This is a genomic window from Aromatoleum diolicum (assembly GCF_012910955.1).
GTDB classification, from domain to species: domain Bacteria; phylum Pseudomonadota; class Gammaproteobacteria; order Burkholderiales; family Rhodocyclaceae; genus Aromatoleum; species Aromatoleum diolicum.
In genome coordinates this window covers 1-26609 of record NZ_WTVQ01000015.1, presented here as the reverse complement: position 1 = coordinate 26609, position 26609 = coordinate 1, and the positions used below count along the sequence as shown (strand labels likewise).

Below are 26609 nucleotides of genomic sequence, written 5' to 3'. Positions count from 1 at the left end.
CGGTGCGCTTCGTGCGACGCGTCAGCGCCGGTGCCGGCCGCCCATCAACTGAACGATATCCGAGAACAGCGTGTTGTCGAGCCCTTGCGTCATGTCGGTGGCGAGGCTGCGCCGGTAGAAGGGGCTGAGGTCCAGACCGACCCCAAGCCCGAGGATCTCCACGGCGCCTTGTTGTTCGCGCCGGGCGACGACGTCCTTCAAGTGGTTGTCCAGATAGAAGGGGTCGTTGGCGAGGGCGGTGGCACCGTCGGACGGGCAGCCGTCCGAGATCACGATCAGGATGCGCCGGGCCGCGCTCTTCGCGAGCAGGCGGTTGCAGGCCCAGTCGACCGCCTCGCCGTCGATGCCTTCGCGGAACAGGTCGGCCTTGAGCAGCGCGGCGATGTCGGCGCGCGCGCGCCGCCAGCTGCGCTCGGCGTCCTTGAACACCATGTGGCAGACCTCGTTGAGCCGCCCCGGGTGGCGCGGCCGACCGCGGCTCATCCAGTCGCGGTACGCACGGCCGCCGTTCCAGGCACCGGTGGTGAAACCGAGCAGTTCGGTGCGCGCGCCGATCGTCTCGAGCGCACGGATGAGGACGTCGATCATCATCGCGACCGGTTCGATATGCGCCTTCATCGAGCCCGAGCAGTCGATGAGGAAGCTGACCACACAGTCGGCATGCGGCAGGTAGCGCTCCTGCCGGAACACGCGGCGTTCGCCCGGCGAGCTGATGACCTGGGCGAGGCGGCGGCCGTCGATGTGGCCTTCCTCCTCGCCGAACAGCCAGCCGTCGCGGGCGGGCTCGGCCAGCACCGCGGCGAGCATGCGCGCGAGGCGGGGGAGGTTCACGCCCTGCTCGACGATGTGACGGTCGAGTCGCTCGCGGTATTCGCGCAGCAGCGCGCGGCGCACCAGCGAGGCGGCGGCGACCTCGGTGTCGAAGCGTGTCGTGTAGACGCGGTAGGCGAGGGCGGCGTCCTCGAACACCTTGCTCGCGCCGGTCGTCGCGGCGGCGATGCCGTCGCCGGCGTCCTGGCCGTCGTCGAAGTCCAGCAGCAAAGCGAAGCCGGATTTGGCGTACTCGTCTTCCTTGTCCGATTCCTCATCCGCGGTTTCAGCGCGTTCGGCGCGCACGCGCTCGCCGACGATGCGGGCGATCTCCAGCGCGTGGCGCGCAAACGATTCCTGATCGTCGCGGTGGCGCCGGATGCCGGCCAGCGCGGTGCCGAGCGCGCCGACCAGCGACACGCGCGTGCCTTCGATGTAGTCCTCGGTTTCCTCCAGCACGCGCTGCGCCGTCAGGCGCGACCAGCACATCTGCGCCACCGTATACAGCAGGATGCCGAGGCTGCCTTCGGTGAGGCCGGAGCGATAGAAGGCGCGCGACCAGTTCTCGAAGCGCTCATACAGGTTCGCCGCCATGCCGGGCATGTCGGCGGGGACCCGCGTCTCCACGCGCAGCTGCTCCAGCAATTCGAAGACCAGGCGTTCGACCGGGTCCGTCGGGCACAGCTTGCGATGCAGGTCGGCGTCCGAGTGCAGCAAGCGCAGCGCCATCCCGTCGGCCGTCGCGCGACAGTCGGCAAAACCGTCCTCGGCAGGATCGACGCGCAAGTGCGGCGCGTGCATCGGCAGCGGCCGTGCCCCCGCGTACAGGCGCCGTCCGCGATAGTGCAGCGCGGCGTCGCCGGTCAGCGCGCGCAGCGTCGCGGCGCACAACTCCTCGACCTTCTGCTGCCGCTGCGCCTTTTGCTGCGGCGTGGGCATCACTGCGCTCCGGCTTCGCGCATCCACGATTCGTCGAGCTCCACGCCGAAGCAGCGCTGGTAGTACTCGGCGACGATGGGCCGTTCGACCTCGTCGCACTTGTTGAGGAAGGAGAGCCGGAACGCCAGCGCCGGGTTGCGGAAGATCTCGCAGTTCTCGGCCCAGGTGATCACCGTGCGCGGCGACATCAGCGTCGAAATGTCGCCGGCGGCGAAGCCCTTGCGCGTCAGATCGGCCACCGCGACCATCGCAGCGATCAGCTGGCGGCCCTTGGCGTAATTCTTGGCCGGCACGCGCGCCAGCACGATCGCGACTTCCTCGTCGCGCGGCAGGTAGTTCAGCGTCGCGACGATGTTCCAGCGGTCGATCTGCGCATGGTTCAACACCTGGGTGCCGTGGTACAGGCCCGACAGGTTTCCGAGCCCCACCGTGTTGGAGGTCGCGAACAGGCGGAAATACGGGTGAGGGCGGATCACGCGGTTCTGGTCGAGCAGCGTGAATTTGCCGTCGCGCTCGAGGATGCGCTGGATCACGAACATCACGTCCGGGCGGCCCGCATCGTACTCGTCGAAGATCAGCGCCACGGGCCGCTGCAGCGCCCACGGCACGATGCCCTCCTGGAATTCGGTGACTTGCTTGCCGTCGCGCACGACGATCGCGTCCCTGCCGACCAGGTCCAGCCGGCTGATGTGACCGTCGAGGTTCACGCGCACGCAGGGCCAGTTCAGCCGCGCGGCGACCTGTTCGATATGCGTCGACTTCCCGGTGCCGTGCAGGCCCTGGACCATCACCCGCCGGTCGCGCGTGAAGCCGGCGAGGATCGCCAGCGTCACGTCGGGGTTGAAGCGGTAGGCCTCGTCGATCTCCGGCACGTGGTCGTCACGTTCGCTGAACGCCGGCACCGTCAGGTCGGAATCGATTCCGAACGCCGTGCGCACCGAAACCAGCTGGTCCGGCTTGTCGATCGCGATTTCCATCATGGCAGTCTCCTCGGGGTCAATGCGATCGCATGATAGCTATATTCCGAATAAAGTTTCAATAAGTTCCGAAAAATGAAATTAACGCTTGACGTTTTATTTTTGCCGTCCTAAAGTTCGATCACGTATCGGATAGCGGAACAAATCGTATCGGAAAACGTTCGTTATTCGATTGATTGACCTCACCCCAGGAGACAGCACAAATGAGCGAAAAAGACCGCCGCGAAGTCGTCATCGGCCCGCAGAAGATGACCCCGTCGGAAGCCTTCGTCGAGACGATGGTGGCCAACGGCGTGACCGACATGTTCGGGATCATGGGATCGGCCTTCATGGACGCGATGGACATCTTCGCGCCGGCCGGCATCCGCCTGATCCCGGTGGTGCACGAGCAGGGCGCGGGCCACATGGCCGACGGCTTCTCGCGCGTGTCGGGGCGCCACGGCGTGGTGATCGGGCAGAACGGCCCCGGCATCAGCAACTGCGTCACCGCCATCGGTGCGGCCTACTGGGCGCACAGCCCGGTGGTGATCGTGACCCCCGAGACCGGCACGATGACGATGGGCCTGGGCGGCTTCCAGGAATGCAAGCAGCTGCCGATGTTCCAGGAATTCACCAAGTACCAGGGCCACGTCACCCACCCCGCGCGCATGGCCGAATACACCGGGCGCTGCTTCGACCGCGCGATGAGCGAGATGGGCCCGACCCAGCTCAACATCCCGCGCGACTACTTCTACGGCGAGATCACCTGCGAGATCCCCAAGCCCGCGCGGCTCGACCGTGGCGCCGGCGGCGAAGCGAGCCTCAACGAGGCGGCCGAACTGCTTGCCACCGCCAGGTTCCCGGTGATCATCGCGGGCGGCGGTGTGGTGATGGCCGACGCGGTCGAGGAATGCAAGGCACTCGCCGAGCGCCTCGGCGCCCCGGTCGTGAACAGCTACCTGCACAACGACTCCTTCCCCGCGAGTCACCCGCTGTGGTGCGGTCCGCTCGGCTATCAGGGTTCGAAGGCGGCGATGAAGCTGATGGCGCAGGCCGACGTGGTCATCGCGCTGGGTTCGCGCCTCGGCCCCTTCGGCACGCTGCCGCAGCACGGCATGGACTACTGGCCGAAGAACGCCAAGATCATCCAGATCGACGCCGACAACAAGATGCTCGGCCTGGTGAAAAAGATCTCGGTCGGCATCTGCGGCGACGCCAAGGCCGCGGCCAAGGCGCTCACGTGGCGCCTGACCGGTCGCACGCTGGAATGCGACGCGACGCGCGAGCAGCGCTATGCCAAGGTGCAGGCCGAGAAGACCGCATGGGAGCGCGAACTCGACGAGTGGACGCACGAGCGCGACCCCTTCAGCCTCGACATGATCGAAGAGAACGCCAAGGAAAAGCCCTTCTCCGGCGGCGAATACCTGCACCCGCGCCAGGTGCTGCGCGAACTGGAAAAAGCGATGCCTGAGGATGTGATGGTGTCGACCGACATCGGCAACATCAACTCGGTCGCCAACAGCTACCTGCGCTTCGAGAAGCCGCGCAGCTTCTTCGCCGCGATGAGCTTCGGCAACTGCGGCTACGCGTTCCCGACGATCATCGGCGCCAAGGTCGCGGCACCCCATCGTCCGGCGGTGTCCTACGCCGGTGACGGCGCCTGGGGCATGAGCCTGATGGAGACGATGACTTGCGTGCGGCACAACATCCCGGTGACGGCGGTGGTGTTCCACAATCGCCAGTGGGGCGCGGAGAAGAAGAACCAGGTGGACTTCTACAACCGCCGCTTCGTCGCCGGCGAGCTCGACAACCAGAGCTTCGCGGAAATCGCGCGCGCGATGGGCGCCGAGGGCATCACCGTGGATCGGCTCGAAGACGTCGGCCCGGCGCTGAAGCGCGCCATCGACATGCAGATGAACGAGGGCAAGACCTGCATCATCGAGATCATGTGCACGCGCGAACTCGGCGACCCGTTCCGGCGTGACGCGCTGGCGAAGCCCGTGCGCCTGCTCGACAAGTACAAGGACTACGTCTGAGACCGCGCCCGTAACGACGACGGGCCGCCCGATCCGCGGGGCGGTCCGTCGCAAATCCCTGCCAGGCCCGACCTTATCGACCGGACATCGACTCCATGACCACTCAAACAACTATTGCGCCACCCGCGATGTTCAGCGAGGTGCGCGTGCTGATGCCGGGCTTCATGTTGTGCACCGTGATCGCGGTCGCGGCGACTTTCGTGTCCGAGCACTACGGCGGACCGCAATTTCTCTACGCGCTGCTGATCGGCATCGCGTTCCATTTTCTGTCGGACTCCGAAAAATGCATCCCCGGCATCGAAGCCTCGGCGAAGAAGCTCGTGCGTTTCGGTGTCGCGTTGCTCGGTGCGCGCATCGTCGCGAGCGACGTCAGTGATCTCGGCCTGATCGGTGTCGGCGCCCTTGTCGGTGCGGTGGTGCTGACGATCGGCTTCGGCCTGCTGCTCGCGCGCCTTCTCGGACTGCCGTCGATGCTCGGCCTGCTCTCCGGCGGCGGCACCGGGATCTGCGGCATCTCGGCGACGCTGGCGATTTCCTCGACGCTGCCGGCAACGCGCGAGAACGAGCGCTACACGCTGCTCACGGCGATTGGCGTCGCGATCTTCTCGACCGTGGCGATGGTGCTGTATCCGCTCGTCGTCAAGAGCGCGGGGCTGTCGGTCAGCGAAGCGGGGCTCTTTCTCGGCGGCTCGATCCATGACGTCGCGCAGGTCGTCGGCGCCGGGCTGATCATCTCGCCCGAAGTCGGCGACGCGGCGACGCTGGCGAAGATGTTCCGCGTCGCGATGCTGATGCCGGTGGTCGTCGTGCTGGCGCTGGTGTTCCACGGCGAGCGCAAGAAGGCAAACGGTGGCAGCAACACGAAGACGCCGATCCTGCCGCTGTTCCTGGTCGCCTTCGCGGCGCTGGCGACGCTCAACAGTCTGGGACTGCTGTCGCATGCCGTCGTCGAGGCGAGTTCGACGCTGTCGCGCTGGTGCCTGGTGATCTCGATTTCCGCGCTCGGCGTCAAGACCTCGCTCGAGAAGCTCGCCGAACTCGGCTGGAAGCCGATCGTGCTGATGTCCAGCGAGGCGCTGTTCGTCGCCGGCTACATGCTGCTGGTCGTTTATCTGAGCCGGCTGATCGCGGCCTGAACGCCCCAACTACAACAGAGAGCCCATGAACCCGTCCGAGAAATTCGCCGCCGACCTCCACGCGAGGCCCTGAGATGGCGACGATCACGATCGAACTGAACGGCGCCTCGCACGCGGTAGGGCAGGGCAAGACGCTGCATGACCTGATCGCGAGCCTCGACCTGCTCGGAAAACGCGTCGCGGTCGCAATCAACCGCGAGGTCGTCGCGTCGCCAGGCTGGCAAGAGCGCGTCTTGCATCCGGCCGATCGCGTCGAGGTCGTCGTGGCGATCGGCGGCGGCTAATAAAAGCATTGAGAGGAGGAGCGCCCCCATGAACCTGAACGACACGCCCACGGATGGGCTGGATGCCGACACCGCGGGCGCGGCATCGGCCGGACTCACGATCGCCGGCAAGACCTATGCGTCGCGCCTGCTCGTGGGCACCGGCAAATACCGCGATTTCGACGAAACCCGCGCGGCGGTCGACGCGAGTGGCACCGCAATCGTCACCGTGACGATCCGCCGCGTGAACATCGGTCAGCACGCCAGTGAGCCGAGCCTGCTCGACGCCGTGCCGCCGTCGCAATTCACGATCCTGCCGAACACCGGCGGCTGCTACACCGCCAGGGACGCGGTCTACACCCTGCAACTCGCCCGCGAACTGCTCGATGGCCACCCCTTGTGCAAGCTCGAAGTGCTCGGCGACGAGAAGACCCTGTTCCCCAACATGCCCGAGACGCTGAAGGCGGCCGAGGCGTTGGTGAAGGACGGTTTCGACGTGATGGTCTATTGCAGCGACGACCCGATCCAGGCGCGCATCCTCGAGGACATCGGCTGCGTCGCGGTGATGCCGCTCGCGAGCCTGATCGGCTCGGGCATGGGCATCCTGAACCCCTGGAACCTGTCCTTGATCATCGAGCAGGCGAGGGTGCCGGTGATTGTCGATGCCGGCGTGGGCACCGCCTCGGATGCGGCGATCGCGATGGAGCTCGGCTGCGATGGCGTGCTGATGAATACCGCGATCGCCGGCGCCCGCGAACCGATCCGCATGGCCCGTGCCATGCGCCTGGCTGTGGAGGCGGGGCGCGAAGCGTTTCTCGCCGGCCGCATCCCGCGACGCTTCGCCGCATCGCCCTCGTCACCGATGGCCGGTCGTATCGTCTGACGGGGCGTTTACGCGTTAAATGATTAGATATTCCGAAAAAAAATAAAAAACGTATCGTTTTTCGGAATTTTGTGTTGACACTAGCGCGCTTGAGTTCTAATGTTAATCAAGTTTCAAATATCGGTACATCACGTACCGTATTAACTAAAATGATAGCGAAGGAGACAGACTCTCATGAGCAGCCAGGTAGCCACCCAGACCCGCAATGAAGCCAGCGCAGAGATGTTGAAGGCTTTCAGCGAAGCTTGGAACCGTCACGACATCGACGCCCTGATGAGCTTCATGGCCGACGATTGTGTTTTCCATGCGGTTGGCGGTCCCGACCTGCTGGGCAAGAGCTTCGCAGGCCGCGATGCCGTAAGGGCTGGTTTCCAGCTGGCGTGGCAGAACTTCCCCGATGCCGCGTGGCTGAACGGCGAACACTTCGTCTGCGGCGATCGCGGCGTGTCGGAATCGACGTTCTGCGGCACCAAGGCCGACGGCAGCCGCATCGAAGCGCGGATGGTCGATGTATTCACCTTCCGCGACGGCAAGATCGCGGTCAAGAACGCCTATCGCAAGGACCGTCCGCCGGTCGCCGGCGCTGGCAACTGAGCCGGCAATCACGCGCGCGATAACAGACAGGAGTCGGGACATGGAAGCCATTGCAGAAAAGCGGATCATCACCAGCGGCCGGGCCAGCGCGCCATCGCAAGCTTACGATCCGGCCTATGACCCGCTGGTCGCGACGACGCCCGGACAAGGCCGCGAGTACGCGCCGACCTACTGGATCGGTACCGCCGGCGAACCGCCCGCCGACGATGGCCCGATCACCCACGACATCGACGTCGACGTCGCGATCATCGGCTCCGGCTTCACCGGCCTGACGACCGCGATTTTCCTCGCCGAGAAATACGGCATCAAGGCGACCGTACTCGAAGCCAACCGCGTCAGCTGGGGCTGCAGCACCCGCAACGGCGGCCAGGCCCAATGCGCGTCGGGGCGCCTGAAGCGCTCGCAGTGGATCCAGCGCTACGGCCTCGATACCGCCCTGCGCATGCACGAGGAAATCTGCGACGGCATGCAGACCTTCAAGGATCTGATCAAGGACATCGACTGCGAGCCGCAGCCCGGTGGCCATCTCTACATCGCGCACCGGCCCAAGGTCATGCCGGTGCTGGAGAAGGAAGCGAAGATCCTGCGCGACGTCTTCAAGTACGACGCGCGCATCCTCGATGCCGACACGGTGAAGCGCGAATACGTCGATGACAAGGAAGCCGCGGGCGCGATGCACGAGCCGGAAGGCATCGGCATCCATGCCGGCAAGCTCGCCTTCGGCTACCTGAAGAAGGCGCGCGCGCTCGGCGCGAAAGTCCATCCGTCGAGCCCGGTGATCGGCTGGGAAACCCGCAACGGCGTGCATTACCTCAAGACGCCGGGCGGCATCGTGCGTGCCCGCGCGGTCGGTGTCGCGACCGGTGGCTACACGTCGAACGGCCTGCATCCGGAACTGAAAAATCGCCTGCTGCCGATCCTGTCGAACTCGATCGTCACTCGCCCGCTGACGAAGTCCGAGATCGACGCCTGCAACTTCCGTACGACCCAGGTCATCACCGACACCCGCATCCTGCGCCACTACTACCGCCTGCTGCCCGACGGCCGCGTGCAGATCGGCAGTCGCAGCGCGATCACCGGCAGCGACGCGCCGCAGGACAAGTACAAGCAGTTCCTGATCCGCGACCTGCACCGCAAGTTCCCGGCGCTCGAAGGCATCCAGATCGACTACTCGTGGTGGGGCTGGGTCGATGTCAGCCACGACATGATGCCGCGCATCTTTCAGCCGGACCCGAAGCAGACGATCTATTACGCGCTCGGCTACGGTGGCAACGGCGTGATGTATTCGGCGCAGGCCGGCCGCCGCCTGGCCGAGAACATCGCCGGCATTCGCACCCCCGAGCTGCCGATCTTCCGCTCGAAGCTGCCTTTCCCCAACGTGCGCGAGATGGTCGAGTCGGAGTATTTCGCGCCCTTCCGCCGCTTCGGCCAATGGTGGTTGTACCGCTGGTACAACATGAAGGATGAAGTCCTCTAAGCCGCACCTTGATACCCCCAGCAACACGCACTGCCAAACCATAATGAGATCGAGGAGACAGAAATGAAATTCAGCAAGAACGTACTGATGCCGCTCGTCACCGCCGCCAGCCTGCTGGTAAGTGCCCCCGCCGCACTGGCCGAGACTTTCAAGATGGCCGTTGGCGATGCCGCGGGCGGCACGCAGTGGGAACTCGGCACGACTTTCGCCAAGCTGTTCCAGCAGAAGACCGGCGGCAAGCACAAGGTAGACCTGTTCCCCAACGGGCAACTTGGCAGCGAGGAAGACACGATCAACAACGCCGCGATGGGCACGCTGGATTTCTCGATCCTGGCGGTGAACAACATCACGCCGTTCTCGCCGACGGTCGGCCTGCTGACGATGCCCTACCTGATCCAGAGCGCCGACGAAGCGAAGAAGCTGACCCAGGGTGAAGTCGGCAAGGAACTCACCGACAACACGGTGCGCGATGCCGGCGTACGCATCGTCGGCTGGGCCTATTCGGGCTTCCGCGTGCTCACCAATTCCAAGCGGCCGGTGAAGACGCTGGAAGATCTCAAGGGCTTGGTGATCCGCGTACCGAAGAACGAGATCATGATTTCCTCGTATCAGGCATGGGGCATCAACCCGACCCCGATGTCGTGGTCGGAAACCTTCACCGGCCTGCAGCAGCGCGTCGTCGACGGGCAGGACAACCCCTACATCACCGTGTCGGCGATGAAGTTCTACGAGGTGCAGAAGTACATCACCAACATCCGCTACATCTTCTCGCTCGAGCCGCTGGTGGTCAGCGAGTCGGTCTTCAAGTCGCAGAAGCCCGACGTGCAGAAGGCCATTCTCGAAGCCGGCCAGGAAGCCACCGAGCACAGCTTCAAGTACCTGCTCGAAACGGAAGAGAAGATCAAGAAGGATCTTGCTGCACGCGGCATGCAGATCACCGACCCGGCCGATGGCGAGAAGGCGTGGATCGCGAAGGCGACCACCACGGTGTGGCCGAAGTACTACAAGAGCATCGGCGGCAAGGAAAAGCTCGATCGCGCGCAGAAGGTGCTCGGCCGCTGAACCGCGGGCAGTAGTCGCTTCCGACTGCAAGGCGTGCGGCACGTGAGTCACAGTTCGCACCGCACGCCGACGCCGGAGCCGCGACGACCGCCGATCTTGTGCAAAACACTCCGCTACGATTCCGGACGAATCCTGCCTGCCGGGCCGCTATCCGACACCTTCACGGGTGCCGGCCGGCTTACCGGCCCGCCGCAGGGGCCGTCGTCGCGTAATCGAGCGCACCGGATTTTCTGGAGTCTGTCATGGTCGTATGGCGCAACTTCGTCAAATTCATCAGCAACATCGAAGAGTATCTGTGCGAGGCGCTGCTGGCGTTCTTCGTCCTGCTGCTCTTCGTCCAGATCCTGCTGCGGCAGTTCTTCCAGTACTCGCTGCCCTGGGGTGAAGAACTCGCAACCTATCTCTTCGTCTGGTTTGCCTACCTCGGCGCCTGCGTCGCGGCCAAGATGTCGGCGCACAACCGCGTGGCTTTCCACTTCAAGTTCTTCCCGCCGATCGTCAAGAAAGTCAGTGAAGCGATTGCCGATCTGCTGTGGGTCGGTTTCAACCTCTATTTCGCCTTCCTGAGCTACGACTTCGTCTTCAACCGCATGAACCTGTTCTGGAAGTCGCAGACCATCGGTTTGCCGATGAAGTACTTCTACATGATCCTGCCGATCGCCTTTGTGTTGATGTCGATCCGCATCCTGTGGAACAACTACCTGTCGCTGTTCAAGGGCGTGGAGATCGTCGATCCGGAAGCGGAGGAAATCGAGAATCTGAAACGCGCCGCCGCCGCGGCGAACGCCTGAGACGGATCCTCCACGGAGAAAAGACAATGGAAGCATATGTGGTAGAAATCCTGTTCGGCGGCTTCTTTGCATTGCTGCTGCTGGGCGCGCCGATCACGGTCTCGCTGGCCGGCGCGGCGATGGTCGCCTTCCTGGTGCTGGGGAAGAATCCCATCGCCTTCGTGCAGATCGCCTTCACTTCGGTCGGCAGTTTCCCCTTGATGGCCCTGCCGGCCTTCGTCCTCGCCGGCGCGCTGATGGAGGCCGCAGGCATTTCCAAGCGTCTGGTCGACATCGCCGAAACCCTGGCCGGGCCGATCACCGGCGGACTGGGTGCAGCGACCGTGCTTGCCTGCCTGTTCTTCGGCGCCATCTCGGGTTCGGGGCCGGCGACCACGGCCGCCGTCGGCATGCTGATGATCCCCGCGATGGTCAATCGCAAGTACGAACGCAGCTACGCCTCCGCGGTGACGGCCGCCTCGGGGGGGCTCGGCATCATCATCCCGCCGTCGATCCCGATGGTGATCTTCGGCATCTCGGCGCTCGGCATGGCGCCGCCGCCCGACGCCATCGAAAAATACGGTGAGTTCGCCTCGCTGTCGATCCCCAAGCTGTTCGTCGCCGGCGTCATCCCCGGCATCATCATGGCCATCGCCCTGCTGATCACGAACTACCTGATCTCGAGCAAGCGCGGCTATCGCGGGCTGACGGAGAAATGGTCGTACGGCGACATCGGGCAGGCGCTGCGCAAGGGTACCTGGTCGGTGCTCGCGCCGGTGATCATCCTCGGCGGCATCTACACTGGGCTGTTTACCCCGACCGAGTCGGCAATCGTCGCGATCTTCTACACGCTCTTCGTCGGCCTCGTCCTGCACCGCGAGCTCAAGTTCGCGGCGATTCTGAATTCGCTGAAGACCACGACGTGGATTACCGGGCGAGTGCTGCTGATCCTGTTCGCGGCGGTCGTCTTCGGGCGCCTCCTCGTCGAGCAGCGTATTCCCGCGACGATCGCCGAGTCTCTCCTGAGCCTCACCGACAACGTTTACATGATCTGGACGCTGATCATCGCCTTCCTGCTCTTCGTCGGCATGTTCATGGAAACGCTCGCGGCGATCATGATCCTGGTGCCGGTGCTGCTACCGGTGATGTACATGATGGGGGCGGACCCCACCCACGTTGGCATCGTCGTGATCTGCGCGCTTTCGGTCGGCTTCCAGACTCCGCCGCTGGGCGAGAACCTGTTCGTCGCATCCGGTATCGGCGGTTCGACAGTGGAAGAAATCGTGGCGCGCATCCACCCCTTCGTGCTCGCCTCGACGGTCGCGATCTTCGTCATCGCATTCTTCCCGCAGCTCACGCTGTGGCTGCCGCAGATGCTTGGCTACTGAGCCATCCCATGCCGTCCGGCGGGGCAGGATCGCAGCACGCGCGCCTGCCCCGCCGGTCAAGAATTCAACTGAAACCGGAAAACCGGGAGGTTCGATGATGTCTGCTCCGATCCGCGTACTCGCGCTCACGCTCGGCCTTGCCTTCGGCACGGGCTTCCTCACCACCCCCGCGCAGGCCGCCGACGCCGAATCTATCCGCCTGTTCGACAGCGAACTCGGCAAGCGCGCCACTGCCTTGCTCGATCGCGCAGTCAGGCATGTCGAGCAGAACGGCGAAAAGGGCACCGCCGATTTCAGCCGCCAGGCGGATTTCGTCGACCGCGATCTCTACGCCTACGCCGTGCGCCTGGACGGCCGGTTTCTGGCGAGCGGCGGTTCGTCGGCCGCGCTGATCGGCGACAACGTACTCGACTACACCGACGTCGCCGGCAAGGCCTTTTTTCGTGAAATGATCGAACTCGCGAAAGCCAAAGGCAGCGGTCAGGTCGAATACCGCTGGTTCAATCCCGCCGACAGCCGTGGCGAGCCCAAAGTCACCATGTTCCGCAAGGTCGGCGAGGTCGTCGTCGCAGTCGGCTTCTACCCGCCGCGAGCCACCCCGGTCCAGGCCCGGGCCATGCTCAAGGATGCGGCGAAGGCCATGACGGCCGACGCGAAGAGCGCCCTGGCCCAGTTCCAGCGGCTCGACGGCCCCTTCGTGCATGACGATTTGTATGTATTCGTCATCGACATGGCCGATGGCCGCTTCCTTGCGCACGGTGCGACACCGACCCTCGTCGGCAGCAATGGCTTCGAAGTGCGCGACCCGAACGGCAAGCCGATCGTCACCGAGATGGTCAAGCTCGTGGCGAAGAAGGGTGATGGCGAGCTCGACTACAGCTGGCAAAACCCGACCACCGGCAGGGTCGAGAAGAAGCACAGCTATTTCCGCGCCGTCGACGGAAAACTGGTCGGCGTAGGTTATTTCCAGCGCTGAGGACCGCGCGTTCCGACGCCGGTTACCTCCTGAAGCTCATGAACCGGGCAGGGTGACGATGCCGGTGACAGGCGCCCGGAATCACTGATCGGTGAGACGGTCGTGACGATTCGACGTTTCAGCTTTCGGCGATCGGTGATCCCCGCACGCCCGTCGACCACGGCAGCGCACGTGCGGGCCGGATGATCGGGGCGTTACGGCGGCACCGGCAAGGTGGCCCTTGAGCAGGGCGGGCAGTTCAGCAGTGACTGAACACCGGCTTGCGCTTTTCGACGAACGCCGCCATGCCTTCCTTCTGGTCGGCAAGGCCGAAGGTGGCGTGCAGGGTGCGTCGCTCGAACAGGAGTCCCTCGCTGAGCGGACTCTCGAAGGCCCGGTTGACCGACTCCTTCATCATCATCAGGATCGGCAGGGAGCGCGCCGCAATATCGGCGGCGACCGACAGCGCTTCCGCGAGGACCGTGTTCGCCGGATAGATGCGCGATACCAGGCCGCTGCGTTCCGCTTCGGCCGCGTCCATGAAGCGGCCGGTCAGGCAAAGGTCCATCGCCTTGGCCTTGCCGACCGCCCGCGGCATGCGCTGGGTGCCGCCGGCGCCGGGTATCACCGCCAGCTTCACTTCCGGCAGAGCGAACTTCGCCGTGTCGGCGGCAAAGACGAGGTCGCACATCATCGCCAGTTCGCAGCCGCCGCCCATCGCGAGGCCTGATACCGCGGCGATCACCGGCTTGCGGAAGGTCCTCAGGGTTTCCCAGTTGCGGGTGATGAAGTTCGACTTGTAGACATCGATGAAGTCCCAGGACCTCATCGCCTCGATGTCCGCCCCGGCGGCGAAAGCCTTGTCCGAGCCGGTGATGACCACGCAGCCGATGCGCTCGTCGGCCTCGAAGGCATCGAGCGCGGCGCCGAGGGCGTTCATCAGTTCGTCGTTCAGCGCGTTGAATACTTCCGGACGATTGAGGCGGATCAGCCCCACCCGGTCGAGTGTTTCAGTAATGATCGTGGCGTTCATGTCGTGCTCGGGGTATCTGTTTACGCGGATTCGCCGAATTGGCGGGCCATCTCTCGCAGCTTGAATTTCTGCAGCTTGCCGCTCGGGGTGGCCGGCAGGGCATCGACGATCTCGAGCCGCTCGGGGCAATATTGCTTGGCCACCTGCTGCTCGTCGAAGAACGTCCGCACGTCATCGAGCGTCAGCGTCGCCCCCGGCTTCAGCGCAACGAAGGCGCATGCCCGCTCGCCCAGGCGTTTGTCCGGGTAGCCGACGACTGCGCAGGTCATGACGGCGGGGTGTTTGTAGAGCAGGTTCTCGATTTCCATCACCGGAATGTTTTCGCCGCCGCGGATCACCAGATCCTTGCTGCGACCATTGATCCGCATATAGCCGTCGGCATCCACGAAGGCGAGGTCGCCGGTGTCGAACCAGCCGTCGTCGGTGGTGGCGTTCAGTTGCGGGCGCTTCAGGTATCCCGCGAACAGCGACGCTCCGCGGATCAGCAAAGTGCCGGTTTCGCCGCACGGAAGCTCGTTGCCATTGATGTCCACGATCTTGATTTCGATGCCCGGCAGCGGGCGCCCATCGGATACACCCGATTTTTCGAGCGCCCGCGCGGGTTCCGTCACGGTGACCGCGCCGCACTCGGTCATGCCCCATGCCGAGCTGATTCGCAGGCCCATCTGCTTGTGCGCACGCTCGATCAGGACTGGGGGGATCGGCGCGCCGGCGCAATTGAACTTGGTGAAAGTCGTCGACGTGCTATCACCGTTTTCCACGGCGAGGCACATGTCGGCGACGAACGCGGTTGATGCCATGCTGAACGTGACACTTTCGGTGCGGACGATGTGGAGCGCGCGCTTTGCGTCCCAGACATCCTGCAGGACCGTGGTCGAGTTCAGCAGTACCGGAATCATCGCCAGGTAACCGTAACCGGTCAGGTGCGCCATCGGCGATGCGCCGAGGATGATGTCGGAGTCGCTCAGTTCCATCACCGCGATGTAGGCGTGCAGATTCGAGAACAGGGTGTTCGAGGTGTGCATCACGGCTTTGGGTTCGCCCGTGGTGCCGGAGGTGTACATCAGCAGCAGGACGTCGTCCGGGGCGATGCCGGGGCCGGTCAGCGGTGGGGCGTCCTCGCGCATCAGGGCATTGTCGAAACTGTCCTCCCCCTCGCCGCCGACGACGATCACCCGCTTCAGGTGGGGCAATGAGGGGAGGATCTCGCGTGCCATGGCTTCGTAGTCGAAGCCGCGAAACACCTTGGGCACGATGAACACCTTGGATTCGCCGAAGTTGAGCATGAAGGTCAGCTCGTGCTGGCGGAAGATCGGCATCACCGGGTTGGCGACCGCGCCGATGCGTGCGCAGGCAAGCGCTATGGCGATGAACTCCCAAGAATTCGGGAGCTGGAAGGTCACGACGTCGGCGTGGCCGACACCCATCGATGCCAGGTTCCGGGCAACGCTCTCCACTCGGCGGTCGAGCTCACGGTAACTCAGTCGAACGGGTTCCGTGGCGCTCTGGCTGTAAGCCACCACGGCAGTCTTGTCCGGGCAGCGCTCCAGCGCGCGCTGCAGGAAGACATTGATGGTTTCGTCGCGCCACAGGCCGGCTGCTTTCATTGGCTGCATGCGGGACGTCAGCAGTACGGGATCGAAATTCATGCGGTTCTCCTTCGGGTTCGGTCTGTGGATCAGCGCCCGGGCAGGCGGCGTTGGGGGCGTTCGAGCGGTAGTGCCGACTGCCCGGTTCTATGACAACCCATTTGGGCGCTGTCTAAGCACATGTCTCGCTCTTTGGCGGCGCCTTAATTTTTCGCTGGCGGGGGTTTGCTGCAATCGTAGCGGGAGATTTTTATAAGTCAAGATATTGACTGAAAGCGAGAGTGTTTTCGCTGGACGTGTTGTGCGGTGCAGCACGATATAGTGTAAAAAAATGCGATAAAACAAATAGTTAAAGTACGTTAGCGGCTCTGGCGCCGAGTTTGTCGCAATTTAAATGTAGCAATGTATTGACACGTATGGCTAGTTCTTCCTAGAATCGATTCACAGCAATGGAGGAGGTACCGCGATGGATTTCAGTCTTAGCCCCGAGCAGATGGCGTTGGTCGAAACTGCCGGAAAATTTGCAAAGAACCGTCTTGCTCCGAATTACCGGGCGCGGGAAAAAGCTGAATGTATTGAGCGGGACCTGATTCTCGAGATGGGCGGGCTGGGCTTTCTCGGGCCGGAGCTGCCCGAGGAGCATGGCGGCCTGGGGGTCGATTGCCTCACCAGCGGCCTGTTGCTGGAACAGATTTCATACGGCGACTTCAACGTTTCGTACGTGAACCTGCTGACGTCGTTGTGCGGCCAGATCGTCGCCGGCCATGCGCGTCCGGACATCGCCCGAGAGTGGCTGCAGGCGGTGATCGCGGGCGAGAAGACGATCGCGATCGCGCTGACCGAGCCGAGTGCTGGTTCGGACGCCGCGCGCCTCAAGCTCAAGGCGACGCGCGACGGCAAGGATTTCGTGCTGAACGGCGAAAAGACGTCGATCTCGATGGCGACGCAGGCGGATGTTGCGGTGGTGTTTGCCCGCACCGGGCTGGAGTCGGAGCGTGCCCGCGGCATCAGCGCCTTCCTCGTGCCGATGGATCTGCCCGGCATCTCGCGCACCGCGTTCGACGACATCGGCACGCGCCCGGTCGGTCGTGGTTCGATCTTCTTCGACGACGTGCGCGTGCCCGCCGAGATGATGCTCGGCGACGAAGGGCAGGGCTTCATCCAGGTGATGCAGGGCTTCGACTACAGCCGGGCGCTGATCGGCATGCAGTGCATGGGGGTGGTGCGCGCGTCGCTCGACGAGACCTGGCGCTATATCCAGGAGCGCGAGGCGTTCGGCAAGAAGATCGGCGAGTTCCAGGGCGTCACCTTCCCGCTTGCCGAAGCCGAGACGATGTACGAAGCCTGCCGTGCGCTATGCCTGCGTACGCTGTGGCTGAAGGATCAGGGGCTGCCGCATACCGCGGAAGCGGCGATGTGCAAGTGGTGGGCGCCGAAACTGGCGTGCGAAATCATCCACCAGTGCCTGCTGACCCACGGCCACGGCGGCTATGCGAGCGATTACGACTTCGGTCAGCGCTATCGCGATGTCATGGGTCTGCAGATCGGCGACGGTACCGCGAACATCATGAAGATGATCATCGGGCGCGAGAAGATCGCCGCCCACGCGGTCTAAAGCTGCGCCATGTTCCGTTGCAGGAGGCTGACGTAATGAATGAATTGCAGCCGGTCATCGAACGAGAAGCCCTTCAGCGCGCCGTCGTAGAAGGCGTGGATCGGGTCGGCGAGCGCAACCCACAGCTCGCGGCCCTTCGGGCTGAGTTTCACCATGCGCGAGCGTCGGTCTTCCTCGCTGGTCGCGCGTTCGATCAGACCGTCGCGTTCGAGTCGCGTCAGCAGGCCGGTGAGGTTCTGCCGGCTGACGAGCAGGAAGCGGGACAGTTCGCCGATGCCCATGCCCGTCGAAGCCTGTTCCCGCGACAGCGCGCCGAGCACGGACCACTGCTGCGTCGTGATGCCGAATTCGTCGAGGGCCTGCGTGCCTTTGGTGTGCAGCGTGTTGGCCGCCTGGAAGAAACGGAAGAAAAGCCGGTTGGCGATTTCGATCGACGCGGCGTCCTGGTCGGCGGGAAGGTCTTTCATCGATTGGAGGGGGCCGGTTCAAAAGGGGCCCCATTGAATCGCAAAGCATGGCCCGAAAGCAATGGGCCGCAAATTTTGTTATCCAACAGGAGGAAGTAAAAATGAGAGGAATCAACGGAAAGGTCGTCATCGTCACCGGCGGAGCGGGTGGCATCGGCTCGGCGATCTGCCGCCGCTTCGGCGCGGAAGGCGCGACGGTCGCGGTGTTCGACATCAACCAGGATGCGGCTTCGGCCGTTGCCGCGGAGATCCGCGAGAAGGGCGGCAAGGCGCAGGCCTATGCGGTCGATCTGACGAGCCAGGACTCGGTGATCACTGCCGTGACGGCCGCCGAGAAGGACCTCGGTCCGACCGACGTGCTGGTGAATAACGCCGGCTGGGACAAGGTCGGCAGCTTCCTCAGCACCGAGAAGCCGCTGTGGGACAAGATTGTCGCGATCAACCTGTACGGCGCGCTGTACATGCACCACGCCGTCGTCAAGGGCATGGTCGCGCGCGGCGCGGGGCGCATCGTCAACATCGCTTCCGATGCCGGCCGTGTCGGTTCCTCGGGCGAGGCGGTGTATGCCTTCTGCAAGGGCGGCCTGATCGCCTACTCGAAGACGATGGCGCGTGAACTCGCCCGCCAGCAGATCAGCGTCAACGTCGTGTGCCCCGGCCCGACCGATACGCCGCTGCTCGACGACATCTGCGGCGAAGGCGAGAAGGGTGACAAGCTGCGCACGGCCTTCACGCGCGCAGTGCCCTTCGGCCGCCTCGGCCAGCCCGACGACCTGCCGGGCGCGGTCATGTTTCTGTCGAGCGACGACGCGTCCTTCATCACCGGCCAGGTGCTCAGCGTGTCGGGCGGCCTGACGATGGCCGGCTAAGCGCGGCCTTACTCATCTAAATCGAATTCAGGATTGGAGAACACCATGGAATACCAGGACATCCTCTACACGAAGGCAGAGGGCATCGCGACGATCACGATCAACCGTCCGAAGGCCTACAACGCGTTCCGCGCGCAGACCTGCGAAGAAATGATCCACGCCTTCAAGGACGCGGACCACGATCGCAGCATCGGCGTGGTGGTGCTGACCGGCGCCGGCGAGAAGGCATTCTGCACCGGCGGCGACCAGGGCACGCAGGACGGCGGTTACGGCGGCCGCGGCATCATCGGTCTGCCGATCGAGGAAGTGCAGAGCGCGATCCGCGACATCTCCAAGCCGGTTATTGCGCGTGTTAACGGTTTCGCGATCGGCGGCGGCAACGTGCTCGTGACGATCTGCGATCTGGCGATCGCGTCGGACAACGCGCAACTCGGCCAGGCCGGTCCGCGCGTCGGCTCGGTCGATCCGGGCTTCGGTACGGCACTGCTGGCGCGCGTCGTCGGCGAAAAGAAGGCACGCGAGATCTGGTATCTGTGCCGTCGCTACACCGCGCAGGAAGCGCTGGCGATGGGCCTCGTCAACGCCGTCGTGCCGCAGGATCAGCTCGACGCCGAAGTGAAGAAGTGGTGCGACGAGATCGTCGAGAAGAGCCCGACCGCGATCGCGCTGGCGAAGAAGTCGTTCAACGTCGATACCGAGATGATCCGCGGCATGGGCGGCCTGGCGATGCACGCGCTGAAGCTCTACTACGAAAGCCCCGAGTCCGCCGAAGGTGGCAACGCCTTCCGCGAGAAGCGCAAGCCCGAGTTCCGCAAGCACGTGAAGTAAGACGGTACGGCGCGGCACGAGACCTCTCCTCCCATCCCTCGTGCCGCGTCGCGACCTGCCGCTGCGCCCACCCCCACCCCCAAAGCCAACGCCACGGAGACAGACAAGAATGATCCGCGACCAGGAAACACTGAATATCTTGCTGGACACGATTTCGCGCTTCGTGCGCGAACGCCTGGTGCCGGCCGAGGCGGTCGTCGCCGAGACCGACCGGATTCCCGACGACCTCGTCACCGAGATGAAGGAGCTGGGCCTGTTCGGCCTGTCCATCCCCGAGGAACATGGCGGCATGGCGCTGACGATGGAGGAGGAGGTGCTCGCCACCTTCGAGATCGGCCACACCTCACCGTGCTTCCGTTCGCTCTTTGCCACCAACAACGGCATCGGCGGCCAGGGCATCGTCATCGATGGCACGCCCGAGCAGAAGGCGCATTACCTGCCGAGGCTGGTGACGGGCGAGCTCATCGGTTCGTTCGCGCTGACCGAACCCGACAGCGGGTCGGACGCCGCCAGCCTGCGCACCACCGCCGTGCGTGACGGCGACTTCTACATCCTCAACGGCACCAAGCGCTACATCACCAACGCGCCCGAAGCCGGCATCTTCACCGTGATGGCGCGCACCGATCCGGCCAGGAAGGGCGCCGACGGCATTTCCGCCTTCATCGTCGAGCGCGGTGCGCCCGGCCTTTCGCTCGGACATCCGGACGAAAAGATGGGGCACAAGGGTTCGCACACTTGCGACGTGATCTTCGAGGATTGCCGTGTGCCGGCGGCCAACCTGATCGGCGGACGCGAGGGCATCGGCTTCAAGACCGCAATGAAAGTGCTCGACAAAGGCCGCATCGCCATCGCCGCGATTTCGGTCGGGGTGGCCGAGCGCATGCTCGAAGACGCGCTGCGCTACGCCTGCGAACGCAAGCAGTTCGGCAAGCCGATCGCCGAGTTCCAGCTCATCCAGGCCATGCTCGCCGACAGCAAGGCTGAGATCTACGCCGCGCGCTGCATGGTGATCGACGCCGCGCGTCGCCGCGATCAGGGGCTGGACGTGGGTACCGAGGCCTCGTGCGCGAAGATGTTCGCCTCCGAGATGTGCGGACGTGTCGCCGACCGTGCGGTGCAGATCTTCGGCGGCGCGGGCTATCTGTCGGAATACGGCATCGAGCGCTTCTACCGCGACGTGCGCCTGTTCCGCCTGTTCGAAGGCACGACCCAGATTCAGCAACTGGTCATCGCCCGCAACATGATCCGTGCCCACAACGGGTGAGTGAGGCGCGCACTACATGAACTGCCGGAACAACATGTCGGAGATGGCGTCCGAGGTCGATCATGTCATCACGAGGCGCCGCTCTGTGCGTGCGTTTCGGGATGAGCAGGTGGGCGACGACGCCATCGACGACATCCTGCAGGTCGCGGCGCGAGCCCCGTCCGGCACCAATCTTCAACCCTGGCGTGTGCATGTGGTCAAAGGGGCGGCGCTGTGCCGCCTCGTGGACGCGGTCTGCTCGGCCTTCGATGCCGGCGATGGCACGCACACGTCGGAGTACGATTATTACCCGCGCGAATTCTTCGAGCCCTATCTGGGAAGGCGGCGGCAAGTCGGGTGGGATCTGTATGGCCTGCTCGGCATCGCCAAGGGCGATGCGCCGCGGATGAAGGCGCAGCACAGGAAAAATTTCGAATTTTTCGGTGCGCCGGTCGGGTTGATATTCACCGTCGATCGACGGCTCGCCCAGGGAAGCTGGCTCGATTACGGGATGTTCCTGCAGAACGTGATGCTTGCCGCCGAATCGCGTGGACTGGCTACCTGCTGCCAGGCGGCGTGGATCGACTATCACCGCATCATTGGCGAGGTGCTTGGTTTGATGCCGCACGAGAAGGTCGTGTGCGGAATGGCATTGGGTCACGCAGACACCGAAGCTGCGGAAAATAGCCTGATCAGTGTGCGTGCCGCGACGTCGGAATTCGTCGTTCGCCACGAGTGAAAACCCGCCCTGCCTGCGCGCCCGAGTGCGTGCGTGGCAGGGCTGCGGTCATGTGCAGATGGAATCCGGGCTACGACCTGGCTTTGACCTCTGCCAGGGGCTTGATGTCAATCGCCTCGATCCGCCTGCGGCCGTCCTCTACGGCGCTGAGGGCGTCGGTCTCGACCATCGTTGCGAGGCAGCGTCGGGCCAGCTGCTGGTAAATGCCGGTCCCGGCGGCCTTCCACTCCAGTTCCCCATCGCTCAGGTCGCGTATCAGCCGGGCTGGCGTGCCCGCCACGAGCGAGCGCGGCGGCACGATCATGCCCGCCTTGACGAAGCTGCACGCGGCGACGAACGAGCCTTCGCCGATCACCGCATTGTCCATCACGACCGCATTCATGCCGATGAGGGCCTGGCGACCGATGCGACAGCAGTGCAGCACTGCGCCATGACCAATGTGACCGTTTTCCTCGATGATCGTGTCGTGATCGGGAAAGGTGTGGACCACGCAGGTGTCCTGCACGTTTACCCCGGCCTCGAGGACGAGGCGGCCAAAGTCGCCACGTAAGCTGGCGCACGGGCCGACATAGCATCCGGGGCCGACGATGACATCGCCGATCAGTACGGCGGACGGGTGCACGTAGGCGCTGGGGGCGACGACAGGAACGATGCCGTCGATGGCGTAGACGCGGGGTGGTTTCACTACAGTCTCCATGGTGCACTGCTGTGCATCGAAATGTGGGTACGTCAATCGGCTGGCCTGAAGGTCCGGGCCGGGATTTTCGGGTGCTCAGCATCCTGTGCTGATGTGTAATGATATTGACGTACTTGCGCGCTGTAAAGTTTGCTTCAGTCGATGCGAGACCACCGTCCGCTGCGCGTTTGTGCGCGGCATCAGCCATGCAAAAGCACTGAGTTACCGAGGGTGCGAGGCGCTTGATTGCAGTTTCAGGGTTTTTTTGCGATCTGTGGCTTGTCGATTAATTAAGGCAATATATTGACGCATATGCGAATTCTTGCTACCTTCTAGTCAACGGTTTCATGTCAGGTTTTCAGGGGCGAGGGCACAGATGATGAGCGTCGTTATCGAACAAGCTTTGGCGCACGTGGCGGTGATTCGGTTGAATCGACCGGCCGTGCGTAACGCACTCAATCAGGAAGTGCGTGCGCTGCTGGCAGCGAGCTTCGAGGAAGTCGGTGCGAATCCCGACATTCGGTGCGTCGTGCTGACGGGGGGCGAACAGGTTTTTGCTGCGGGGGCCGATATTCGGGATCTGGCCGAACGCAGCGCGATCGACATGATGCTGCGCAATACCCACCGCCTGTGGCAGGCGATCGCGTCCTGCCCGAAGCCGGTCATCGCCGCGGTCAATGGCCTCGCGCTCGGTGGCGGCTGCGAATTGGCAATGCACGCGGACCTCATCATCGCCGGCGAGGGCGCCGCTTTCGGCCAGCCCGAGGTGCGCATCGGCATCATGCCGGGTGCCGGCGGTACTCAGCGCTTGACGCGCGCCGTCGGCAAGTTCAAGGCCATGAAAATGGTGCTGACCGGGCAGCCGGTCAGCGCCCGCGAGGCGCTCGAAATGGGACTCGCCAGCGAGGTCGTGGCGGATGACAAGGTGCAGGCCCGCGCACTCGAGCTGGCTGCCGAAATCGCCGCGCTGCCGCCGCTGGCCGTCATGCAGATCAAGGAAGTGGTGCTCGCCGGCCAGGATGCGTCGCTCGACGCCGCCCTGACGCTGGAACGCAAGGCCTTTCAACTGCTGTTTGCGAGCCAGGATCAGAAGGAAGGCATGCAGGCCTTCCTCGAGAAGCGCAAACCCGAATACAAGGGACTCTGAGTCATGCTCGATATCACACGCACGGATCTGCTACTCGGTGTCGTCGGCACCGGCCTGATGGGGCGCGGTATCGCGCAGATCGCTGTCCAGGGTGGCATTCGCGTGCTGTTGCACGACGCGCGTCCGGACGCCGCCGGCGAGGCCCGCGCGGCGATCGGCCAGGTTCTCGAAACGCTCGCCGCCAAAGGCAAGATCTCGCAGGCCGAGGCCGATGCGGCCATCGGGCGGATCGGTGTCGCCGAATCGCTGCAGGCGCTGGCCGGTTGCCATATCGTCGTCGAGGCGATCGTCGAGAACCTCGACGCGAAGCGCTCGCTGTTCCGTGATCTGGAGGACGTCGTCGGCGACGCCTGCGTGCTCGCCACGAACACCTCGTCGCTGTCGGTCACGTCGATCGCCGCAGGCTGCCGCCTGCCCGGCCGTGTCGGCGGTTTCCACTTCTTCAGCCCCGTGCCCTTGATGAAGATCGTCGAGGTCATCGACGGCGTGCTGGGCGAAGCATGGGTCGGCACCGCGCTGACCGCACTGGCCCAGCGCATGGGCCATACGCCCGTGCGGGCAAAGGACACCCCGGGCTTCATCGTCAATCACGCCGGACGCGGCTACGGCACCGAGGCGCTGCGCATCCTGGGCGAGGGCATCGCCGGATTTGCGGACATCGACCGCATCCTGCGCCGGGCGGCCGGCTTCCGCATGGGCCCGTTCGAACTGCTCGACCTGACCGGGCTGGATGTCTCGCATCCGGTGATGGAGTCGATCTACGACCAGTACTACCAGGAACCGCGCTTCCGCCCGTCGCCGATCACGCGTCAGCGGCTTGCCGCGGGTCTGCTCGGACGCAAGAGCGGGCGCGGCTTCTACGTGTACCGCGACGGCAAGGCCGAAGCGCTCGCCGAAGACACGCCGCCCGCGAAAACGACGCGCCCCGTGTGGATCAGCCGGCGCCATGCCGCGGCCGCCGAATCTGTCGCGGCCCTGATCGAAAAGCTCGGTGCAACGCTGGACCGCGGCGAACAACCGGGCAGCGAGTCGCTGTGCCTGGTGCTGCCGTTCGGTGAGGATGCGACGACTGCCGCGCTCGCGGAAGGACTCGATCCGGCACGCACGCTGGCGCTCGACTCGCTCACGCTCGACGGCCGGCGCACGCTGATGCGCACGCCGCTGACCCGCGCCGAGATGCGCGACGCGGCCTGGGGCCTGCTCGCATCCGACGGCACGCCGGTCACGGTGATCAACGACAGCCCCGGCTTCGTTGCGCAACGTGTGCTCGCGACGATCGTCAATATCGGCTGCGACATCGCCCAGCAGGGCATCGCCACGCCGGCCGACATCGACCGCGCGGTGACCCTCGGCCTCGGCTACCCGAAGGGACCGCTGGCCATGGGGGACGCACTCGGCGCTGCCAGAGTGCTCGCGATCCTCGATGCCTTGTACGCGTTCTATCGCGATCCGCGCTACCGCCCGAGCCCGTGGCTGAAGCGGCGCGCCGCACTGGGCGTGTCCCTGCTGACCCCCGAAAACTGAAACGACCCGATCACACAGGAACTGCCATGCTCGACGCCTATATCTACGATGGCCTGCGCACGCCTTTCGGCCGTCACGCGGGAAGCCTCGCCGCCGTGCGCCCCGACGACCTCGTCGCGACGGTGATGCGGGAACTCGTTGCCCGATCGCCTTTCCGCCCCGAGCAGATCGAGGACGTGATCCTCGGTTGCACCGCGCAGTCCGGCGAAGACAGCCGCAACGTGGCGCGCAATGCACTGCTGGTCGCGGGCTTGCCGCCGAGCGTGCCCGGCCAGACAGTCAATCGCCTGTGCGGCAGCGGCCTCGCCGCCGTGCTCGACACCGCGCGCGCGATCAGCTGCGGCGAAGGCGAACTGTATATCGCCGGTGGCGTGGAGAGCATGAGCCGTGCCCCGTTCGTCGTCGCAAAGGCCGAGTCCGCCTACAGCCGCGACTTCAAGGTGTACGACTCGACCATCGGCGCCCGTTTCCCGAACCGGAAAATGACCGAGCAGTACGGCGCGCATTCGATGCCCGAGACCGGCGACAACGTCGCCGCCGAGTTCGGCATCAGCCGCGAACAGGCTGACCGCTTCGCCGCCGCATCGCAGGCGAAGTACGCGGGGGCCAAGGCTGCCGGTTTCTATGCTGCCGAGATCCTGCCGATCAGCGTGCCGACCGGGCGCAAGACCCCGCCGCTGGTCGTCGCCGACGACGAGCATCCGCGCGCGGAAAGCACCTATGAGTCGCTTGCGAAGCTCAAGCCGCTGTTCGAAGGCGGCGTCGTCACCGCCGGCAACGCGTCGGGCATCAACGACGGCGCCGCGGCCGTTCTGGTCGGCAACGCCGCAGTCGGCGACCGCGCCGGGGCGAAGCCGATCGCGCGCATCCTTGCCGGGGCCGCCGCGGGCGTCGAGCCGCGCATCATGGGGGTCGGTCCGGCCTATGCGATCCCGAAGGCGCTCGAGCGTGCCGGGCTCACGCTCGCCGACATGGACATCATCGAGATCAACGAGGCCTTTGCCACCCAGATGCTCGGCTGCCTGAAGCTGCTGAACGTCGCCTTCGACGATCCGCGCGTGAACCCGAACGGCGGCGCAATCGCCATCGGCCACCCCCTCGGTGCCTCCGGCGCACGGCTTGCGCTCAGCGTCGCGCGCGAACTGCAGCGTCGCCAGGGGCGCTATGCCGTGGTCAGCTTGTGCATCGGCGTCGGCCAGGGGATCGCGCTGGTGCTTGAACGAACCTGACTGCTGTCCCGTCCTCGATCTTCGGCGATTTCAATGCTCCCTCTCCTCCAAGTGTCGCCGGAGCTTCTCCCGGCTCGGTAAATCGTGGATCTTCCGAGCCGGCTTTTTTTTGAATTGAAACAATGAAACAACAATGCGGGGTGCCGGATGCGGTGCCCGCATTCAGTGGAGACGGTCACTCATGCGCGAATCGATGGAATTCGATGTCCTGATCGTTGGTGGCGGCCCGGCGGGGCTGGCGGCGGCGATCCGGCTGAAGCAACTGGCCAACGAGAAAGGCACGGAACTGGCGGTGTGCCTGATCGAGAAGGCCGCCGAGATCGGCGCGCACATTCTGTCCGGCGCGGTGATGGATCCGCGGGCGCTCACCGAGCTGATCCC

The 26609-nt window shown here is 64.5% G+C and carries 25 protein-coding genes; 19 read left to right on the top strand and 6 right to left on the bottom strand.

Features of this window, described 5'->3' with window-relative positions; all coding sequences use genetic code 11:
- Positions 1–21 precede the first annotated feature (21 nt).
- Positions 22–1749: a cobaltochelatase CobT-related protein gene (locus GPA25_RS10595; protein WP_169260350.1), complete on the bottom strand. Its 1728-nt coding sequence runs from the start codon at positions 1747–1749 to the stop codon at positions 22–24.
- Positions 1749–2729 (bottom strand): AAA family ATPase, encoded by a 981-nt coding sequence (locus GPA25_RS10590; protein WP_169260349.1) that lies wholly within the window; start codon positions 2727–2729, stop codon positions 1749–1751. Before GPA25_RS10590 ends, GPA25_RS10595 begins: the two co-directional genes overlap by 1 nt.
- Positions 2730–2929: 200 nt before the next feature.
- On the opposite strand from GPA25_RS10590, the gene xsc reads away from it, so the two are divergent.
- The 10 genes from xsc (at position 2930) to GPA25_RS10540 (ending at position 13290) form a co-directional block, all read left to right on the top strand.
- A complete protein-coding gene (xsc, locus tag GPA25_RS10585) occupies positions 2930–4741 on the top strand; it encodes a sulfoacetaldehyde acetyltransferase (RefSeq protein ID WP_169260348.1) in 1812 nt (603 codons plus the stop codon).
- A 128-nt stretch (positions 4742–4869) separates the two neighbouring features.
- On the top strand, positions 4870–5877 hold the full coding sequence (locus tag GPA25_RS10580; RefSeq protein WP_211163059.1) for a YeiH family protein: 1008 nt from the start codon (positions 4870–4872) through the stop codon (positions 5875–5877).
- Between the two features lie 74 nt (positions 5878–5951).
- Entirely contained in the window at positions 5952–6161 is a 210-nt protein-coding gene (gene thiS / locus GPA25_RS10575; RefSeq protein WP_211163053.1) for a sulfur carrier protein ThiS, read from the top strand.
- A 28-nt stretch (positions 6162–6189) separates the two neighbouring features.
- Positions 6190–7023, top strand: a complete 834-nt coding sequence (locus tag GPA25_RS10570; protein WP_169260346.1) for a thiazole synthase — start codon at positions 6190–6192, stop codon at positions 7021–7023.
- A 174-nt stretch (positions 7024–7197) separates the two neighbouring features.
- Entirely contained in the window at positions 7198–7617 is a 420-nt protein-coding gene (locus tag GPA25_RS10565) for a nuclear transport factor 2 family protein (RefSeq protein ID WP_169260345.1), read from the top strand.
- 40 nt (positions 7618–7657) lie between these two features.
- Positions 7658–9094, top strand: a complete 1437-nt coding sequence (locus GPA25_RS10560) for an NAD(P)/FAD-dependent oxidoreductase (RefSeq protein ID WP_169260344.1) — start codon at positions 7658–7660, stop codon at positions 9092–9094.
- A gap of 63 nt (positions 9095–9157) precedes the next feature.
- Positions 9158–10156, top strand: coding sequence for a TRAP transporter substrate-binding protein (locus tag GPA25_RS10555; protein WP_169260343.1), 999 nt, complete (start codon positions 9158–9160; stop codon positions 10154–10156).
- 242 nt (positions 10157–10398) lie between these two features.
- Entirely contained in the window at positions 10399–10947 is a 549-nt protein-coding gene (locus tag GPA25_RS10550) for a TRAP transporter small permease (RefSeq protein ID WP_169260342.1), read from the top strand.
- 26 nt (positions 10948–10973) lie between these two features.
- Positions 10974–12314: a TRAP transporter large permease gene (locus tag GPA25_RS10545; protein WP_169260341.1), complete on the top strand. Its 1341-nt coding sequence runs from the start codon at positions 10974–10976 to the stop codon at positions 12312–12314.
- A gap of 94 nt (positions 12315–12408) precedes the next feature.
- A complete protein-coding gene (locus GPA25_RS10540) occupies positions 12409–13290 on the top strand; it encodes a cache domain-containing protein (protein WP_246265600.1) in 882 nt (293 codons plus the stop codon).
- Positions 13291–13528: 238 nt separating this feature from the next.
- Here the strand turns inward: GPA25_RS10540 and GPA25_RS10535 are convergent, their stop codons facing one another.
- Together GPA25_RS10535 and aliA are read right to left on the bottom strand one after the other, a co-directional pair.
- A complete protein-coding gene (locus GPA25_RS10535) occupies positions 13529–14302 on the bottom strand; it encodes an enoyl-CoA hydratase (protein ID WP_169260340.1) in 774 nt (257 codons plus the stop codon).
- Between the two features lie 20 nt (positions 14303–14322).
- A complete protein-coding gene (gene aliA, locus GPA25_RS10530) occupies positions 14323–15951 on the bottom strand; it encodes a cyclohexanecarboxylate-CoA ligase (RefSeq protein WP_169260339.1) in 1629 nt (542 codons plus the stop codon).
- 406 nt (positions 15952–16357) lie between these two features.
- Here aliA and aliB point away from each other — a divergent pair, with 406 nt between their 5' ends.
- A complete protein-coding gene (aliB, locus tag GPA25_RS10525) occupies positions 16358–17506 on the top strand; it encodes a cyclohexanecarboxyl-CoA dehydrogenase (protein WP_169260338.1) in 1149 nt (382 codons plus the stop codon).
- On the opposite strand, the gene GPA25_RS10520 is transcribed toward aliB, so the two are convergent.
- Positions 17503–17973 (bottom strand): MarR family winged helix-turn-helix transcriptional regulator, encoded by a 471-nt coding sequence (locus GPA25_RS10520; protein WP_169260337.1) that lies wholly within the window; start codon positions 17971–17973, stop codon positions 17503–17505. The two genes, aliB and GPA25_RS10520, sit on opposite strands and share 4 nt — an antisense overlap.
- A 101-nt stretch (positions 17974–18074) precedes the next feature.
- Here GPA25_RS10520 and badH point away from each other — a divergent pair, with 101 nt between their 5' ends.
- From badH to GPA25_RS10500, 4 genes are all read left to right on the top strand, one after another.
- The gene (badH, locus tag GPA25_RS10515) at positions 18075–18842 is read left to right on the top strand and encodes a 2-hydroxycyclohexanecarboxyl-CoA dehydrogenase (protein WP_169260336.1); all 768 of its coding nucleotides are present in this window, start codon (positions 18075–18077) and stop codon (positions 18840–18842) included.
- Positions 18843–18887: 45 nt separating this feature from the next.
- Positions 18888–19670, top strand: a complete 783-nt coding sequence (badI, locus tag GPA25_RS10510; RefSeq protein WP_169260335.1) for a 2-ketocyclohexanecarboxyl-CoA hydrolase — start codon at positions 18888–18890, stop codon at positions 19668–19670.
- Positions 19671–19779: 109 nt separating this feature from the next.
- Positions 19780–20934, top strand: a complete 1155-nt coding sequence (locus tag GPA25_RS10505) for an acyl-CoA dehydrogenase family protein (RefSeq protein ID WP_169260334.1) — start codon at positions 19780–19782, stop codon at positions 20932–20934.
- 16 nt (positions 20935–20950) lie between these two features.
- Positions 20951–21652 carry a nitroreductase gene (locus tag GPA25_RS10500; protein WP_246265599.1) on the top strand — a complete coding sequence of 234 codons (702 nt, stop codon included), beginning with the start codon at positions 20951–20953 and terminating at the stop codon, positions 21650–21652.
- A 70-nt stretch (positions 21653–21722) separates the two neighbouring features.
- Here GPA25_RS10500 and GPA25_RS10495 read toward each other — a convergent pair whose 3' ends face one another.
- Entirely contained in the window at positions 21723–22337 is a 615-nt protein-coding gene (locus GPA25_RS10495) for a phenylacetic acid degradation protein PaaY (protein ID WP_343034893.1), read from the bottom strand.
- Positions 22338–22704: 367 nt separating this feature from the next.
- On the opposite strand from GPA25_RS10495, the gene GPA25_RS10490 reads away from it, so the two are divergent.
- From GPA25_RS10490 to GPA25_RS10475, 4 genes are all read left to right on the top strand, one after another.
- Positions 22705–23475: an enoyl-CoA hydratase gene (locus GPA25_RS10490; protein WP_169260332.1), complete on the top strand. Its 771-nt coding sequence runs from the start codon at positions 22705–22707 to the stop codon at positions 23473–23475.
- A gap of 3 nt (positions 23476–23478) precedes the next feature.
- The gene (locus tag GPA25_RS10485; RefSeq protein WP_169260331.1) at positions 23479–24999 is read left to right on the top strand and encodes a 3-hydroxyacyl-CoA dehydrogenase; all 1521 of its coding nucleotides are present in this window, start codon (positions 23479–23481) and stop codon (positions 24997–24999) included.
- Positions 25000–25025: 26 nt separating this feature from the next.
- Positions 25026–26228 carry a 3-oxoadipyl-CoA thiolase gene (locus GPA25_RS10480; RefSeq protein WP_169260330.1) on the top strand — a complete coding sequence of 401 codons (1203 nt, stop codon included), beginning with the start codon at positions 25026–25028 and terminating at the stop codon, positions 26226–26228.
- A gap of 181 nt (positions 26229–26409) precedes the next feature.
- On the top strand, positions 26410–26609 hold a 200-nt coding region (locus GPA25_RS10475; RefSeq protein ID WP_425486382.1), incomplete at its 3' end, for an NAD(P)-binding protein.